At 66.2% G+C, this 12121-nt stretch carries 13 protein-coding genes; 6 read left to right on the forward strand and 7 right to left on the reverse strand.

The features are described from left to right. Positions 1 to 81 precede the first annotated feature (81 nt). The 5 genes from KCG88_RS23510 to KCG88_RS23530 all read right to left on the reverse strand — a co-directional run bounded on the left by KCG88_RS23510 (position 82) and on the right by KCG88_RS23530 (position 2757). Positions 82 to 306, reverse strand: coding sequence for a type II toxin-antitoxin system RelE/ParE family toxin (locus KCG88_RS23510; protein ID WP_348984536.1), 225 nt, complete (start codon positions 304 to 306; stop codon positions 82 to 84). Between the two features lie 101 nt (positions 307 to 407). Continuing rightward, complete coding sequence (locus tag KCG88_RS23515; RefSeq protein WP_210713208.1) at positions 408 to 644, reverse strand: type II toxin-antitoxin system ParD family antitoxin; 237 nt, start codon at positions 642 to 644, stop codon at positions 408 to 410. A gap of 42 nt (positions 645 to 686) precedes the next feature. Further along, complete coding sequence (locus KCG88_RS23520) at positions 687 to 1325, reverse strand: response regulator transcription factor (protein WP_060838517.1); 639 nt, start codon at positions 1323 to 1325, stop codon at positions 687 to 689. Then, positions 1325 to 2596 (reverse strand): HAMP domain-containing sensor histidine kinase, encoded by a 1272-nt coding sequence (locus KCG88_RS23525; protein ID WP_047336285.1) that lies wholly within the window; start codon positions 2594 to 2596, stop codon positions 1325 to 1327. Before KCG88_RS23525 ends, KCG88_RS23520 begins: the two co-directional genes overlap by 1 nt. Positions 2597 to 2598: 2 nt before the next feature. After that, positions 2599 to 2757, reverse strand: a complete 159-nt coding sequence (locus KCG88_RS23530; RefSeq protein ID WP_158498108.1) for a hypothetical protein — start codon at positions 2755 to 2757, stop codon at positions 2599 to 2601. A 119-nt stretch (positions 2758 to 2876) separates the two neighbouring features. On the opposite strand from KCG88_RS23530, the gene KCG88_RS23535 reads away from it, so the two are divergent. The 6 genes from KCG88_RS23535 to KCG88_RS23560 all read left to right on the forward strand — a co-directional run bounded on the left by KCG88_RS23535 (position 2877) and on the right by KCG88_RS23560 (position 8076). Continuing rightward, positions 2877 to 4061: an ABC transporter substrate-binding protein gene (locus KCG88_RS23535; protein WP_210713209.1), complete on the forward strand. Its 1185-nt coding sequence runs from the start codon at positions 2877 to 2879 to the stop codon at positions 4059 to 4061. 30 nt (positions 4062 to 4091) lie between these two features. Further along, positions 4092 to 5066 carry a YVTN family beta-propeller repeat protein gene (locus KCG88_RS23540; protein ID WP_210713210.1) on the forward strand — a complete coding sequence of 325 codons (975 nt, stop codon included), beginning with the start codon at positions 4092 to 4094 and terminating at the stop codon, positions 5064 to 5066. Then, on the forward strand, positions 5063 to 5821 hold the full coding sequence (locus tag KCG88_RS23545; RefSeq protein WP_210713211.1) for an ABC transporter ATP-binding protein: 759 nt from the start codon (positions 5063 to 5065) through the stop codon (positions 5819 to 5821). Before KCG88_RS23540 ends, KCG88_RS23545 begins: the two co-directional genes overlap by 4 nt. Next, positions 5818 to 6609, forward strand: a complete 792-nt coding sequence (locus KCG88_RS23550; RefSeq protein ID WP_210713212.1) for an ABC transporter permease — start codon at positions 5818 to 5820, stop codon at positions 6607 to 6609. Before KCG88_RS23545 ends, KCG88_RS23550 begins: the two co-directional genes overlap by 4 nt. A 211-nt stretch (positions 6610 to 6820) precedes the next feature. Beyond that, positions 6821 to 7363, forward strand: a complete 543-nt coding sequence (locus KCG88_RS23555) for a PQQ-dependent catabolism-associated CXXCW motif protein (protein ID WP_047285536.1) — start codon at positions 6821 to 6823, stop codon at positions 7361 to 7363. Positions 7364 to 7410: 47 nt separating this feature from the next. Further along, a complete protein-coding gene (locus KCG88_RS23560) occupies positions 7411 to 8076 on the forward strand; it encodes a response regulator transcription factor (RefSeq protein ID WP_011060504.1) in 666 nt (221 codons plus the stop codon). Positions 8077 to 8343: 267 nt separating this feature from the next. Here KCG88_RS23560 and nahK read toward each other — a convergent pair whose 3' ends face one another. Together nahK and nosP are read right to left on the reverse strand one after the other, a co-directional pair. Then, entirely contained in the window at positions 8344 to 11007 is a 2664-nt protein-coding gene (gene nahK, locus KCG88_RS23565) for a hybrid sensor histidine kinase/response regulator NahK/ErcS' (RefSeq protein WP_210713213.1), read from the reverse strand. After that, positions 10937 to 12100, reverse strand: coding sequence for a nitric oxide-sensing protein NosP (nosP, locus tag KCG88_RS23570; protein ID WP_011060502.1), 1164 nt, complete (start codon positions 12098 to 12100; stop codon positions 10937 to 10939). Before nosP ends, nahK begins: the two co-directional genes overlap by 71 nt. Positions 12101 to 12121: the final 21 nt, after the last annotated feature.

Below are 12121 nucleotides of genomic sequence, written 5' to 3' on the forward strand. Positions count from 1 at the left end.
GAAACCACCAGCAGCCACACCCACAGCAACGGATATACACCCCACCCCCTCACCACAAAAAGCCCCCAACATCCCCCACCACTACCGGAAAACACCTTCAGCCAACCACTCAGGAAAGTCCCGCATACCATGCAAAACCAGCCATACGTCGATGTAGTCATCGCGTTCAACGTAGAACACCAGATAGGGATAGCGCTTCAACGGCCAGCAAAGCCCCCCCGGCAGATCCAGCTCGTGGGCGTAGAGAGACATACCCGAGGCCGGATGGCGGCCGATATGAAGATAGGCCTTTTCCAAAGCATCGATAAAACCGAGCGCAGCCTGCTCGGCCTGTTGGTCAAGCTAGTCGCTGATAGCGCCTCCCACGTCCTGGCTGGCAAGGGCACGTGGCATGACCGGCTTGGCTTTCATCCTCGCGCCTTGCGAACCCTGGCACGCAGGGATTCGAAATAGTCACCCTGCACAGCAGTGCCCGGCGCCGATTGAGCACCGGCCAACAACAGGCCACGCAGATGTTGCCGATCCTGATCCTTGCGAATCAGCTCACGCACATATTCACTGCTGGTGCTGTAGCCGCGCTGGCTGACTTGATCATCGACAAAGGACTTGAGAGCGTCCGGCAGGGAAATGTTCATGGTGCTCATGGCTTTGTCCGCTTTTGACAAAATTTGCCAAACCATACCCCCTCACCCCGCCACCCGCACCACCCCCATATCAATCCCCAGATGCACCAACTCCGCATGGGAGCTGACCTGCAGCTTGCTCTTGAGCAAGGTCAAATGGTTGGACACGGTCTTGGCGCTGATGCACAGCTGCTCGGCAATCACCCGCGCCGGGGTGCCCTTGGCCAGCATCACGAAGATCTCCAGCTCGCGCTGGGTCATGCTCTGCAAGCGTGGGTCGCTGGCGTTCTGCGCCGGGGTGCAGGCCAGTTGCGTGGCCAGGGGCTGTTCGATGTAGGCGTGCCCGGCCAGTACTCGGTGCACCGCTTCGATCAGCACCTGAGGCGCGGAGTTCTTGGTCAGGTAGCCCGAGGCACCCGCCTCCAGGGCCTGGCGCACCAGGGGCAGTTCGTCGTGCATGCTGAAAAACAGCACCCGCAGCTGCGGCAGGCGCTGGCGCAGGCGGCGGGTGGTCTCCAGGCCGCTGATGCCCGGCAGGCCGAAATCCATGATCACCAGGTTCGGCACTTCTTCGGCAACCCGGGTCAGGGCCTCTTCGCCGCTGGCCGCTTCACGCACCTGCATCGCCGGCAATACCGCGCGCAGCAGGCTGGCGTAACCCTGGCGGACCACGGCGTGGTCATCCACCAACAAGATGTTCATCAGGCCTCCATGGGCATGTTCAGGGGCATGTTCAAGGCCAGCGCCCAACCGGCGCCGGGACGGCTGAGGATGTGCAGTTCGCCGCCCAGGCTGCGGGCCCGTTCGGCCATTGAGTGCAGGCCGACGCCGGGGCGCTGGGGCTGGTGCGCGCCGCAACCGTTGTCGCGCACCAGCAGGCGCAGGCCCCGGGCGCTGCGTTGCAGGCGCACCCGTACCTGGCTGGCATCGGCGTGCCGGGCGACATTGGTCAGCGCTTCTTGCAGCAGGCGGTAGAGGTGAGTCTTGCTGGCGCTGGGCAACGCTGGCAGGTCGGCGCCGACCCGCAATTGGCAGTCGATGCCCTGGCTGTCCTGCCATTGGCTCACCAGCAGGCCGAAGGCTTCGGCCAGCGGCAGGTGCTGCAGCACCACCGGGTACAGGTCCTGCACCAGGGCGCGAAAGCCTTGCTGCAAGCGCTCGCAGTTGAGCTCCAGGGCCTGGGCCGTGTGTTCCACCACCGTCGGCTGGTCGGCCACCATGCGCAGCAGGCAGACCTGGGCGCGGATGCCCGCCAGGTATTGCCCGAGGTCGTCGTGCAGGGTCTGCGCCAGGTAGGTGCGCTCACGCTCCTGCACCGCCAGCAGGGCCTGGGTCAGTTGCGCGTTGTCGGCGCGGGTCTGTTCCAGGGTCGCGGTCATGCGGTTGAAGTGCCCGGCCAGTTGCCGCGCCTCCGGCAGGCCGGCTTCACGCAGGCGCACCGCCAGTTGCCCGCCGGACACTTGCTGCAAGGCCCGCAGCAAATCATCCAGCAGGCCCATGCCACGGCGCACGGCCCAGCGGATGGTCAGCAGGCTCAGGAGCAGGGCCAGGCCGCACAGGCTCAAGAGCTGTTGCAGGGAATCCCAGACTTCATCGATCTCATCCCGCGCGTCCACGGCGATCAGCACCCGACGGCCGTCGCCCAGGTCCAGCTCGCGGGCGCTGTGGCGGCGCTCGCTGAACAGCTGGCGGCCGAGCCAGGCGTCCAGCCCGGCCTCTTCCGGCATGCGTGCCGCCTCGTCCGCCGCCAGCCAGTGCACCCGCACATGGCGCAGGCTCTGGGTCAGGTGCGGTTGCAGGCCCGCCGGGTTGCGCGCGGCGCTGTCGCTGAGGTACTCCACCACCGCCTCGGCGGACTGCAACTCACGCTCGACATCGGCCACCGCCTGGTGCAGCAGCAAGGCGGCGCAGGCCAGGGTCACCACGGCAAAGAACGCCGTGACCCACAGGTTGATCCGCCACAGCGCCGACATGCCTAGCGCCCCGGCACCACCGGCAATGCTTGGGGCAGCACCGGGCGCGGGCCGTGCAGGCGGTCGACGCCGATCAGGCTAAGGATCAGCAGCAACGGCAACAGCAGCAATTTGAGGATGCGCATGACGGTGTTCTCCAGGGTCAGGGCCGCTGCAACCATGCTAAGACCGCCGCACCCGCGCCGGGTTACTACCTTGGTACTGCCCGGGCGCTACTTTCTGCATATTTCCCCGCCCCGACGCTGTTCCTATGCTGGCGCCACCTGCCGTGGAGTGCCTTATGCACCAGCCTGCCCCGCTTATCCCGACCTGCCTGCTGGCCCTGGCCTCGGTCCTGTTGCCCCTGGCCGCCAGCCAGGCCACGGAGGAATCGCTGCAAGTGCGCATCGGCTACCTGGGCTATCGCCCCGACCCCGGCCCGCTGCTGTCCAACATCATTCCCGAGCCTGCCGACGCCGGGCTGCAAGGCGCGCAGTTGGCGATTGTCGACAGCAACAGCACCGGGCGCTTTCTCAAGCAGCAGTTCCAGCTCGACAGTGCCAGCGTCGACAGCCCCGAAGCCTTGCTGCAAGCCGCCAAGGCCCAGCACGACCAGGGCCTGCGGCTGTTCGTGGTGAATGCCCCGGCGGCCAACCTGCGGGAGTTGTCCGCCGCCCTGCCCGACAGCCTCTTGTTCAACGCCGGCAGCCCCGACGACCGCCTGCGCAGCAGCCAATGCCTGGGCAACGTGCTGCACAGCCTGCCCGGCCGGGCGATGCTGGCCGACGCCCTGGTGCAGTTCATGGTGCTGCGCAAATGGCAGCGGGCCTTGCTCGTCGTCGGCCAGACCGAGGATGACCGGGCCTACGCCGATGCCCTGCGCCGGGCCACCCAGCGCTTCGGCGTGAAGCTGGTCGCCGAGAAAGACTGGACCTTCGACAACGACCAGCGCCGCAGCGCCCAGGCCGACATGCCGCTGTTCACCCAGACCGCCGAATACGACGTGGTGCTGGTGGCCGACGAGCGCGGCGACTTCGGCGAATACCTGCCCTACCAGACCTGGTACCCGCGCCCGGTGGCCGGCACCCAGGGCCTGACCCCCACCGGCTGGCACAAGAGCGTGGAGACCTTCGGCGCCGCGCAGTTGCAAAAGCGCTTCGAAGCCCAGGCCGGACGCTGGATGAACGACCGCGATTTCGCCGCCTGGATGGCCGTGCGCAGCGTCGCCAGCGCGGTGAGCAAACTGCGCCAGGCCGAGCCTCGGGCCCTGCAAACGCTGCTGCTCAGCGACCAGTTGCCCCTGGACGGGTTCAAGGGCCGCAAGCTCAGCTACCGGCCGTGGAACGGCGAACTGCGCCAGCCGATTCCCCTGGTGCAGCCCCGGGCCCTGGTCAGCACCTCGCCCCAGGACGGTTTCCTGCACCCCTTCAACGAAATGGACAGCCTGGGCTACGACCGCCCCGAAGTGACCTGCCGCTACCCCTGATCCCATAACCACAACAACAAGGAATCCGCCATGCGCCGCCCTCTTCTCTGCCGCTCCGCCCTGTGCGCGGCCCTGCTGCTCGCCGCCGGGCACGCCTTGGCCGCCACCGCCTGGGTGTCCAATGAAAAGGACAACAGCCTGAGCCTGATCGACCTGCAGACCCTGGAAGTCACCGCGACCCTGCCGGTGGGCCAGCGCCCGCGCGGGCTGCTGCTGTCCCATGACAACAAGCTGCTGTACATCTGCGCCAGCGATTCGGACCGGGTCCAGGTGATGGACGTGGCCACCCGCAAGATCATCAAGGAGCTGCCCTCCGGCAAGGACCCCGAGCAGTTCGCCCTGCACCCCAACAACCGCTGGCTGTACGTGTCCAACGAGGACGATGCGCTGGTCACAGTGATCGACACCGAGACCGCCAAGGTCCTCGGTCAGATCAACGTCGGGGTCGAGCCCGAAGGCATGGCGGTGAGCCCCGACGGCAAGTGGGCAGTGAACACCAGCGAAACCACCAACATGCTGCACTGGATCGACACCAGCACCCAGACCCTGGCCGACAGCACCCTGGTGGACCAGCGCCCGCGCTTCGTCGAGTTCAACCAGGACGGCTCAAGGCTCTGGGCCTCGGCGGAAATCGGCGGGACCGTGACCATCCTCGACGTGGCCACGCGCCAGGTGCTCAAGACCCTGAACTTCAAGATCAAGGGCGTGCACCCGGACAAGGTGCAGCCGGTGGGCATCAAGCTCAGCGCCGATGGCAAGTACGCCTTCGTCGCCCTGGGCCCGGCCAACCACGTGGCGGTGATCGACGCCAAGACCTACGAGATCCTCGACTACCTGCTGGTGGGGCGGCGGGTCTGGCAGCTGGCATTCACCCCGGACCAGAGCCAGTTGCTGGCCACCAACGGGGTCAGTGGCGATGTCTCGGTGATCGACGTCAACAGCCTCAAGGTGCTCAAGTCGGTGAAGGTCGGGCGCTATCCCTGGGGCGTGGTGGTGACCCCATGAACGCCCTGGAGGTCAGCCAGCTGAGCTTCGCCTATGGCCCGCGCCAGGCCCTCGATCAGGTCAGCCTGAGCCTGGCTCCCGGGCGCTTTGCCGCGCTCTTGGGCCCCAACGGCGCCGGCAAGTCGACCCTGATCGCCCTGCTCACAAGGCTCTACGACCTGCAGCAGGGCGACATCCGCGTCGGCGGCTGCTCGCTGCGCAACGCCGCCCGCGCCGCCCTGCGCCAGCTCGGCGTGGTGTTCCAGCAAAGCACCCTGGATCTGGACCTGAGCGTGGAGCAGAACCTGCACTACCACGCCGCGTTGCACGGTTTGTCGCGGCGCCAGGGGCAGGCGCGGATCGACGCCGAACTGGCGCGCCAGGGCTTGAGCGAGCGGCGCCGGGACAGCGTGCGCGCCCTCAATGGCGGCCACCGCCGACGGGTGGAAATCGCCCGCGCCCTGCTGCATGAACCACGCCTGCTGCTGCTCGATGAAGCCAGCGCCGGCCTCGACCCCGCCAGCCGCCTGGCGCTCAACCGGCACATTCGCCAGCTGTGCCAGGAACAGCGCCTGAGCGTGCTCTGGACCACCCACCTGCTGGATGAAGTGCAGGCCGACGACCAGTTGCTGATCCTGCATCAGGGGCGCCTGGTGGCCAGTGGCGTGGCCAGCGCCATCAGCCAGCAGCAGGGTGGCGACCTGGGCACAGCCTTCGCCCGCCTGACCCAGAATCCCCAGCCGCGCCCGGCCCCGATCGGAGAACCGCTCGCATGAACGCCTACTGGCAGTGCCTGCGCGGCATCGTGCTGCGCGAATGGCTGCGCTTCGTGCTGCAGCGCACGCGCTTTCTCAGCGCCCTGGTGCGCCCGCTACTGTGGCTGCTGGTATTCGCCGCCGGCTTTCGCGCGGCCCTGGGCATCGCCATCATCGAGCCCTACAGCACCTACATTCCCTACGAGGTTTACATCGTCCCAGGGCTGGCCTGCATGATCCTGCTGTTCAACGGCATGCAGGGCTCGCTGTCGATGGTCTACGACCGGGAAATGGGCAGCATGCGCGTGCTGCTCACCAGCCCCCTGCCCCGGGCCTTCCTGCTGGCCAGCAAGCTGTTGGCCACCTCGCTGATCTCGCTGTTGCAGGTCTACGCCTTCCTCGCCGTGGCCTGGCTGTATGGCGTGCAACCGCCGGCCATGGGCCTACTGGTCGCCCTGCCGGCCTTGCTGCTGGTGGCCCTGATGCTCAGCGCCCTGGGGCTGCTGCTGTCCAATGCCATCCGCCAGCTGGAGAACTTTGCCGGGGTGATGAACTTCGTGATCTTCCCGCTGTTCTTTTTGTCCTCGGCGCTGTACCCGCTGTGGAAGATGCTCGAAGCCAGCCCCTGGCTGTACTGGCTGTGCGCCCTCAACCCCTTCACCCACGCCGTGGAACTGGTGCGCTTCGCCCTGTACGAACGCCTCAACCTGCTGGCCCTGGCGGTGTGCCTGGGCCTGACCCTGGCGTTCTCCGTGCTGGCGGTGCTGACCTTCAACCCGCAGCACGCCGCCCTGCGCAAAAGCACCTGAGCCACACCCCGTAGGAGCTGGCTTGCCAGCGAAGAGGCCCGCAATCCCAACGCCAGACCCCAGGCCCCTTTCGCCGGCAAGCCGGCTTCTACACAGCGCTTGCCCATGGGCGATCTACGACTTTGGTACTGCTTTTGCTGTCGATGGTCGCATTCACAAATGCCATCGCCCTGGCATGTAATGGGCCCATAACAAGAAGGACAAAACCCTTATGCCCCGTGCCCTGCAGACCCTGGCCCTGCTGTCCCTGTGCCTGACCCTGGGAATGGCCCAAGCCGAGACTCCGCTGTTTTCCGCCGACGGCTATCGCACCAGCCTCTACCGCAGCCCGACGCCCACTCAGGTCGAGGCCGCGCAGATCATCGACACCCAAGGCTTGCAGGCCCTGCTCCAGGCGCAACCCAAACCCCTGCTGATCGACGTCTACCGCCGGCAATGGCTGCAAGGCCGCTTCATCGACAGCGAGCCCCACGCCAACCTGCCCGGCAGCCACTGGCTGGCCAACACCGGCGACGGCGAACTGAGCCCCGAGTGGCAGCACTATTTCAGCCGCTACCTGCAACAGCTCAGCGCCGGCAACCGGCAACAACCGCTGGTGTTTTATTGCCGCGCCGATTGCTGGCTGAGCTGGAACGCGGTAAAACGCGCCGCAGCCCTGGGCTATACCTCCCTCTACTGGTATCGCGACGGCCTGGACGCCTGGGAGGCCGCCGGGTTGCCCGTGGTGGCAGCCCAGCCGGAAGCCTTTCCCTGAAAGCCGCCAGTGTCCCCCGCACAATCACAATAACGAGGTGAAAGGCCATGTATAAAATTCTGATAGCCGACGATCACCCACTGTTTCGCGAAGCCATCCACAACGTCATCAGCGACGGATTTCCCGGCAGCGAGGTGATGGAAACCGCCGACCTGGACAGCGCCCTGGCCCTGACCCAGGAGCACGACGACCTGGACCTGATCCTGCTCGACCTGAACATGCCCGGCATGCACGGCCTCAACGGCCTGATCACCCTGCGCAACGAAGCGCCGACCATTCCGGTGGTGATCGTCTCCGCCGAGCAGGACAAGCAGATCGTGCTCCAGGCCATCACCTACGGCGCCGTCGGCTTCATCACCAAATCCTCGGCGCGCTCGCAGATGACCGAGGCCATCGAACAGATCCTCAACGGCAACGTGTACCTGCCGCCGGACATCATCCGCACCCAGAAAAGCCAACCGGGGCGGCGCAGCAGCGAGACCCCGAGCTTCCCCCCGGAACTGCTGCAGGCCCTGACCCGCAAACAGCTCTTGGTGCTCGAACGCATGACCAAGGGCGAATCCAACAAGCAGATTGCCTACACCCTGGACATTGCCGAAACCACGGTGAAGGCCCACGTCTCGGCGATTTTGCGCAAGCTCAACGTGCACAACCGGGTGCAAGCGATCCTCAGCGCCGGGGACATCGATTTCGGCGCCTACCTGCGCCGCTGAATTGCGCTGATCGTGCACCGCCCCTGTAGGAGCCGGCTTGCCGGCGAAGGCGGTCTTGCGGGCCCCTTCGCTGGCAAGCCAGCTCCTACGATTGGCAGTGAGTGTGGCGTGAACCCGTAGGAGCCGGCTTGCCGGCGAAAGCGGTCTTGCGGGCCCCTTCGCTGGCAAGCCAGCTCCTACGATTGGCAGTGACTGTGGCGTGAACCCGTAGGAGCCGGCTTGCCGGCGAAAGCGGTATTGCGGGCCTCTTCGCTGGCAAGCCAGCGCCTACGGTTGGCGGTCGGTGGTGCCGTGGGGATTCGCCGGGCTCAGCAAGTGGCTGATGGCGGTCTTGAGTTTCATCGGGCGCACCGGTTTGTGCATCAGGGTGTGGCCCAGTTCGCGCAGTTGCTGTTTGAGCTCGTTGCTGTAGTTGGCGGTGATCATCATCGCCGGGATCGCCAGGGCGCGGCGGGCGTTGATTCGTGCTACCGCATCGATGCCGTTCTGTTGCTGGTCCAGGTGGTAGTCGGCAATCAACAGGTCGGCCTCGGCGCGGTAGTCGTCGACCTGGCGCGCCAGGTCTTCTTCGGACAAGGCGGTGATCACCTGGCAGCCCCAGCCTTCGAGCAAGGTGCGCATGCCGGCGCAGATCGCCGCGTCGTTATCCAGCACCCAGATCCGCGCACCCTGCAAACGTTCCAGCAGGGCATCGCCCAGCTCCAGGCGCGGCGCTGGCAAGGGCGCGCTGGCGCTGATCGGCACTTGCACGCTGAACACCGAGCCGCGCCCCGGCCAGGAGCGCACGCCAATGCGGTGCCCGAGTATCCCGGCAATCTTCTCGACGATGGCCAGCCCCAGGCCCAGGCCGCGGTCCTGGTCGGGGCGCTGTTCTTCGCCACGCTTGAACTCCTGGAAGATTTCCTCCAGGCGTTCGGCGGCGATGCCCATGCCGCTGTCCCAGACTTCGATCGACAGCCAGTGCCCCTGGCGCCGGCAGCCCAGCACCACGCGGCCCTGGCGGGTGTAGCGGATGGCGTTGCTCAACAGGTTGCGCAGAATCCGCGCCAGCAGCTGGATGTCGCTGCGCACCAGCGCCGAGCAGGCCACGAAGTGCAGTTCCAGGCCTTCGCTGCGGGCCACCTGGGCGTACTCGGCGGCGAGGTTTTCCAGCAGTTCGCTCAAGGCAAAGGGCGCGATATCGGCCTTGATCACCCCGGCATCGAGCTTGGAAATGTCCACCAGGGTGCCCAGCAGGTTTTCCACGTCTTCCAGGGAGTTGCTGACATTGCGCACCAGGGCGCTGCTGGCCTGGGGATCGCGACGCTCCAGCAAGGCGCTGGTGAACAGCCGCGCAGCGTTCAAGGGTTGCAGCAGGTCATGGCTGACCGCGGCAAGGAACTTGGTCTTCGACAGGTTGGCCCGTTCGGCCTCGGCCTTGGCCTCGCGCAAGCGTGATTCCACCCGGCTGCGCTCTTCTATCTCGCGCAGCAGCTGCTGGTTGAGGGTGGTCAGCTCGGCGGTGCGTTCGCGCACCCGCAGCTCGAGGTTCTGGTAGGCCTGATGCAGCGCCTCGGCGGTGCGCCGGCGCTCGGTGATGTCGCGGATCAGCACGAAGATCCCCACCACCTCGCCATTGGCCAGGCGGTTGGGCACGTAGGAGCGCAGCATGTAGCGCTCCTGGTTGTTGACGTTGGTCTCGGCGAATTCGAAGGTCACGCTTTCCCCGGCCAGGGCCCGCTCCACATAGGCCTCCAGGCGCCGGTAGTGCTGTTCGCTGTGCGCCTCGCGCAGGCTCTGGCCGAGCATCACGCCGCGCGGCCAGCAGTACCACTCCTCGTAGACCTTGTTGGTGAACTCGTACACCAGATCGGCATTGAGGTAGGCGATCAACGCCGGCACATGGTCGGTGATCAAGCGAATCCAGCGTTCGCTTTCGCTCAGGGCCTCGGCGTGCTGGTAGCGCTCGGTGATGTCGGTGAAGGTGTTGACGAAGCCGCCGGTGGGCAGCGGATGGGTGCGGATCTCCAGCACCCGGCCATCGCTCAGGCGCTGCTCGCATTCGTGGATCGGCCGGCCGTTGGCGTCGCGGCTGTCGGGGCTCAGCAGGCGCAGTTCGCTGTCGCCGATGACCTCGGCAAACAAGCGGTGCGCGGCCACCGGGGCCAGCCCGCTGAGTTCCAGGAAGCGCCGGTTCCACAGTTCGAGAATGCCCTCGGCGCTGACCATGGCCACGCCCTGGGACAGGTTGTCCACCGCCCGTTGCAGCAGGTGGGACTTTTGCGCCACCGCCTGTTCCCGGCGCAGGGTTTCGCTGTGCTTGACCTCGGTGATGTCGGTGAACAGGATCACCCGCCCGCCTTCCCGGGTCGGCCGCTCGCTGACCTGCAGCCAACGGCCGTTGTGCAGGCGATACAGCAACTGCTCGTCACCGCCACTGCGCGGCTCTTCGCTGAACAGCCCGGTGCTGGTCAGCAACCTGCGCACTTCCGAGAGGCGCATGCCGGCCATGATCCGCACCCGGCTGTGGCTCCAGAAGGCGCGGAAGCGGCTGTTGAACAGGACGATGCGCTGCTCCTGGTCGAACAGCACGAAGGCGTCGGAAATGCTCTCGATGGCGTCGATCAGGTGCTGGTGGGCAGTCTCGGCCCGCAGCCGCGCTTCGCTGAGCAAATGGTTGCCGGCCTTGAGCTCGGCCATGGCCTGGTTCAGGGCGTCGGTGCGTTCACGCACCTGCTCGGCCAGCACCACCGAATGCTGGAACGCCGCATAAGGGTCGTTGCCACGGGTGATGCCGGATTCGACCCGCTCGATCAGCGCCTCGTTGATGCGCCGCAGCTTGCGGTTCTCGCGCTGCAGGTCATCGAGCTGCGCTTGCAGCTCAGCGGCGGGCCGGAGTTCGACTGCGGGCAATGGCGACGCCGGTGAAGGTCTGGTTGATGTGCATGCCATTGAACTGTTCTCCGTAGGTGTTGAAACCCATCACCCGCTGTTCCCGCAAAAAGGCCCCGATCTGCTCCAGGCTGCCCTGCCCCTCTAGCTCCAGGCGGCGCAAAAAGCAGTCGCAGCCAATGGTCAGCAGCAACCCGCCGAGACGCTGCTGCAAGCCGTCGAACAGCTGTTGCAGGTTGGGCAGCAAGGGGCCGGGGGTCATGGCGGTGAGGACGATGCCGTTTTCCACCGCGCAGTAGAAACTCAGGCTCAGGTCCGGGTGCACCTGCTGCACTGCGCGCACGTAATAGTGCTGGTTGATCCGCACCGCCAGGGGGTGGGCGGCGAACACCCGGTGGTCGAGCTGCGCCAGGGGCACGCCGATCAGCCGCGCGTACTCCTCGGCGGCGGGCTCGGCGTTCAGTTCATAGACCCGGCGCAAGGTACTGTCGGCGCCGGTGACCACCAGTTTTTCTTCCCGGGGCTGGATGTGGTGGGTGGTGAACACCTCGAAATCCAGCCAGGTGTTGACCAGCACCACCACCGCCGCGCCGCTGTGGAACTCACCGCCGTAATACACGTGGGTGTGGGTCAGGTAGTTGTCATCGCCGGCCGAACCGCCGAAATGGGGAATGTCCCCCAGGGCCGCGCTGAGGGCGGCCAGGACCATTTCCTCGCGGCTCGACAGGCCGTCCAGCAGGGTCAGGGCGAAGCTGTTGCCCTTGATCGGCGCCAGGGTGTTGCTGCGGCAGCGACCCACCAGGCGTTCGACCATCTGCTGGGCGTCGATCAGGCTGAAGTGCTCCATCTGGTCGATCAACTCGGCGGCGATGGAAAAGTGCCGGTGGTCGAAACCGATGGCGGTCACGCAATTGCGCCCGTAGCCCAGCGGAGTGATCTCCCCGGCGCTGGTGCAGCCCACCAGGGGAATGCCGCCAAAGCTCTGCTGCAAGGCCGGGCCGAGGGTTTGCAGGGGGTATTCGGCGGAACAGAAGAACAGCACGAAGCCCAGGTGCGGATGCAGCAACTGGCTGGCCAGGTCCTGGGCCACCTGCTGCGGATCGACGGCCTGGGACATGGCACTGACCACGCCCTCGCTCTGGGCTTGCTGCATCGTCGCCTCCGGCGCGGGTTG

This window comes from Pseudomonas sp. MWU349 (assembly GCF_017947325.1).
In the GTDB taxonomy this organism is placed as follows: domain Bacteria; phylum Pseudomonadota; class Gammaproteobacteria; order Pseudomonadales; family Pseudomonadaceae; genus Aquipseudomonas; species Aquipseudomonas protegens.

What these genes read in the sequence shown, in the direction of transcription:
- KCG88_RS23520 (WP_060838517.1), bottom strand. Translation starts at nt 1,325, where the DNA reads ATGAACATCTTGTTGGTGGATGACCACGCCGTGGTCCGCCAGGGTTAC.
- KCG88_RS23540 (WP_210713210.1), top strand. Translation starts at nt 4,092, where the DNA reads ATGCGCCGCCCTCTTCTCTGCCGCTCCGCCCTGTGCGCGGCCCTGCTG.
- KCG88_RS23555 (WP_047285536.1), top strand. Translation starts at nt 6,821, where the DNA reads ATGCCCCGTGCCCTGCAGACCCTGGCCCTGCTGTCCCTGTGCCTGACC.
- KCG88_RS23525 (WP_047336285.1), bottom strand. Translation starts at nt 2,596, where the DNA reads ATGTCGGCGCTGTGGCGGATCAACCTGTGGGTCACGGCGTTCTTTGCC.
- KCG88_RS23515 (WP_210713208.1), bottom strand. Translation starts at nt 644, where the DNA reads ATGAGCACCATGAACATTTCCCTGCCGGACGCTCTCAAGTCCTTTGTC.
- KCG88_RS23560 (WP_011060504.1), top strand. Translation starts at nt 7,411, where the DNA reads ATGTATAAAATTCTGATAGCCGACGATCACCCACTGTTTCGCGAAGCC.
- KCG88_RS23530 (WP_158498108.1), bottom strand. Translation starts at nt 2,757, where the DNA reads ATGGTTGCAGCGGCCCTGACCCTGGAGAACACCGTCATGCGCATCCTC.
- KCG88_RS23550 (WP_210713212.1), top strand. Translation starts at nt 5,818, where the DNA reads ATGAACGCCTACTGGCAGTGCCTGCGCGGCATCGTGCTGCGCGAATGG.
- nosP (WP_011060502.1), bottom strand. Translation starts at nt 12,100, where the DNA reads ATGCAGCAAGCCCAGAGCGAGGGCGTGGTCAGTGCCATGTCCCAGGCC.
- KCG88_RS23545 (WP_210713211.1), top strand. Translation starts at nt 5,063, where the DNA reads ATGAACGCCCTGGAGGTCAGCCAGCTGAGCTTCGCCTATGGCCCGCGC.
- KCG88_RS23535 (WP_210713209.1), top strand. Translation starts at nt 2,877, where the DNA reads ATGCACCAGCCTGCCCCGCTTATCCCGACCTGCCTGCTGGCCCTGGCC.
- nahK (WP_210713213.1), bottom strand. Translation starts at nt 11,007, where the DNA reads ATGGCATGCACATCAACCAGACCTTCACCGGCGTCGCCATTGCCCGCA.